We start from the raw sequence: 2,699 nt of genomic DNA, 5'->3' as shown, positions 1-2,699 counted from the left end.
CCCTCAACCCATCTCGAGACGCGACCTGCCAGGAATCCTCGCGTCCGAGCGCCTGGCATACCCCTAGAAACGAACAGGGGCGCCCCTGCAGGAGAGGCGCCCCGACGAAAAACACTTCACCAGACGACAGGAAGCTCCCGCAGCGAGTACACGATCGCGCCGTCGCGGAAACGCAGTTCCTCAGCCGGTTTCGCCAGAGCCAAGGTGGGCATGCGGGTGATCAACGTCAGCAGCGCGACCTGGAGCTCCACCCTGGACAGGAACTTCGCGATGCAGCTGTGAATGCCGTGCCCGAACGCCAGCGGCGTGGAGTCCTTGCGCGTGATGTCCAGCGTGTCGGCATCCGCGTACACCGTCTCGTCGCGGTCGGCGGACGACAGCAACGCGATGATGCCCTCCCCCGCCTTGATCGGCTGCCCGGCGATCTCCAGGTCCACTTTGGCCACCCGGCCCACCCCGCACTGCATCACGTTCTGGTGCCGCAACAGCTCCTCCACGGCGCCGACGATCAGGTCCGGGTTCTCCCGCAGCTTCGCCAGCTGCTCGGGATGCTCCAGCAACGTCAGGATGCTCAACGCGATCGACGACGCCGTGGTGTCGTAGCCGGCCGACAACAGCATCATGCCGATGACGACGGCCTCTTCGCGTTTCAGCTCACCCGCGGCCATCTGGTTCGAGACGAGCCGGCCGAGCACGTCGTCGGTGGGCTCTTTCTCCTTCTGGGCAACCAGCTTCGTCAGGTAACCGAACAGAGCACCGGCCGCGGCGTTGCGGTGTGCCTGCGACGACGTGGTCTCGACCAGGGTGTTGATCCACCGGCCGAACGCGAGACGGTCCTTGTAGGGCACGCCGAGCAGCTCGCACACCACGGTCAACGGGATCGGTCGCGCGAAGTGCGTCACCAGGTCGACCGGCTGCGGCAGCTTCAGGATCGCGTCGATCCGCTCGTCCACCAGCTTCTGCGCCGACGGACGGACCTCCTCGGCCTTCTTCTTGGTGAACATGGACATGATCATGCGCCGGTACCGGGTGTGGTCCGGCGGGTCGACCGTCACGAACGCGCCCGGCTGCGGGTCGACCGGGAACAGGTACCGCGGGTAGCCGGGGTTCATCACCTCCGCGGAGAACCGTTCCGTGTCGGCGAGAAGTGCTCGCACGTCCGCGTACCTGGACACCAGCCACGCCGTGTCCCCCGCCGGTGTCGTCACCTTCTGCACCGGCCGCTCGGACCGCAGCCGCGCGTACTCCGGCGGCAGGTCCAGCGGGCGGTGGGGGTCGCGGGCGAACGGGAACGGGCACGCCGAGGCAGGCGACAGGACTTCTTCCGTCATCGCGGGAACCTTCGCTAGGAGGTGCGGAACCGGTTGATCGCGCCGAGGTTTCTGTCCCGTAGCTCGTGGTCCAGCACGCCGAGACCTTCCGACGGCGCCAGGCACAGGACGCCGACCTTGCCCTGGTGGGTGTTGCGGTGCACGTCGAACGCCGCCTGGCCGGTCTCCTCCAGCGAGTACACCTTGGACAGTGTCGGGTGGATCTTCCCCTTGGCCACCAGGCGGTTCGCCTCCCACGCCTCGCGGTAGTTGGCGAAGTGCGAGGAGATGATGTGCTTCAGGTTCATCCACAGGTAACGGTTGTCATACTGGTGCATGTACCCGGACGTGGACGCGCAGGTGACGATCTTGCCGCCCTTGCGCGCGACGAACACGCTGGCGCCGAACGTCTCCCGGCCGGGGTGCTCGAACACGATGTCCGGGTCGTCGCCTCCGGTCAGCTCACGGATGCGCGCGCCGAACCGCTTCCACTCGCGCGGATCCTGCGTGTGCTCGTCCTTCCAGAACCGGTACCCCTCCGCGGACCGGTCGATGATCAGTTCGGCGCCCATCGCGCGGCAGAGCTCGGCCTTGTCCGGTGACGACACGACACAGACCGGGGTCGCGCCGCCGTTCAGCGCGAACTGCGTGGCGTAGGAACCGAGACCGCCGGACGCACCCCAGATCAGGACCGTGTCGCCCTGCTTCATGTTGCCGCCGTTGACCGACACGAGCTGCCGGTACGCGGTGGAGTTGACCAGGCCGGGAGAGGCGGCCTCCTCCCACGTCAGGTGCTCGGGCTTGGGCATCAGCTGGTTCGCCTTCACCAGCGCCAGATCGGCCAGTCCGCCGAAGTTCGTCTCGAACCCCCAGATCCGCTGCTGCGGGTCCAGCATCGTGTCGTTGTGGCCGTCCGGGCGCTCCAACGGCACGTCCAGGCAGTGCGCGACCACCCGGTCACCCGGCTTCCACACCGTCACACCGGGGCCGACGCGCAGCACGACACCGGCGAGGTCGGACCCCACGACGTGGTACGGCAACGCGTGCCGGCCGCCCAGCCGGCGCAGGAACCCGAACGTCGACACCGGCTCGAAGATCGACGTCCACACGGTGTTGTAGTTGATCGCGGACGCCATCACGGCCACCAGCGCCTCACCCGGCGCGAGCTCCGGCGTCGCCACCTCGCGGACCTTCAGAGACCGCCGCGGGTCCTTGTCGCGGGACGCGAGACCCGCGAACATCTCCGCGTCGGCCTCCTCCACGACCACGGCCCGGTAGCTCTCCGGCACCGGTAACGCCTCGAAGTCCCGCGCCACCGCGTCGCCCGATTCGATAGCGCTGAGGATCTCGCTCATGCCCTAGACGGTATGAGAGCGAACGCTAGGGAAT

General features: G+C 67.7%; 2 protein-coding genes. Both read right to left on the bottom strand.

Annotated elements, in window-relative coordinates:
- Positions 1–116 precede the first annotated feature (116 nt).
- Positions 117–1,331, bottom strand: a complete 1,215-nt coding sequence (locus ABZV40_RS28625; RefSeq protein WP_355448023.1) for a cytochrome P450 — start codon at positions 1,329–1,331, stop codon at positions 117–119.
- 14 nt (positions 1,332–1,345) lie between these two features.
- Positions 1,346–2,665 (bottom strand): crotonyl-CoA carboxylase/reductase, encoded by a 1,320-nt coding sequence (gene ccrA, locus ABZV40_RS28620; RefSeq protein WP_355448020.1) that lies wholly within the window; start codon positions 2,663–2,665, stop codon positions 1,346–1,348.
- Positions 2,666–2,699 lie beyond the last annotated feature (34 nt).

It is taken from the genome of Lentzea sp. NPDC004782, assembly GCF_040609115.1.
In the GTDB taxonomy this organism is placed as follows: Bacteria; Actinomycetota; Actinomycetes; order Mycobacteriales; family Pseudonocardiaceae; genus Lentzea.
The sequence above is the reverse complement of the archived record's forward strand: the minus strand, read 5'-3'. Positions and strand labels throughout refer to the sequence as shown.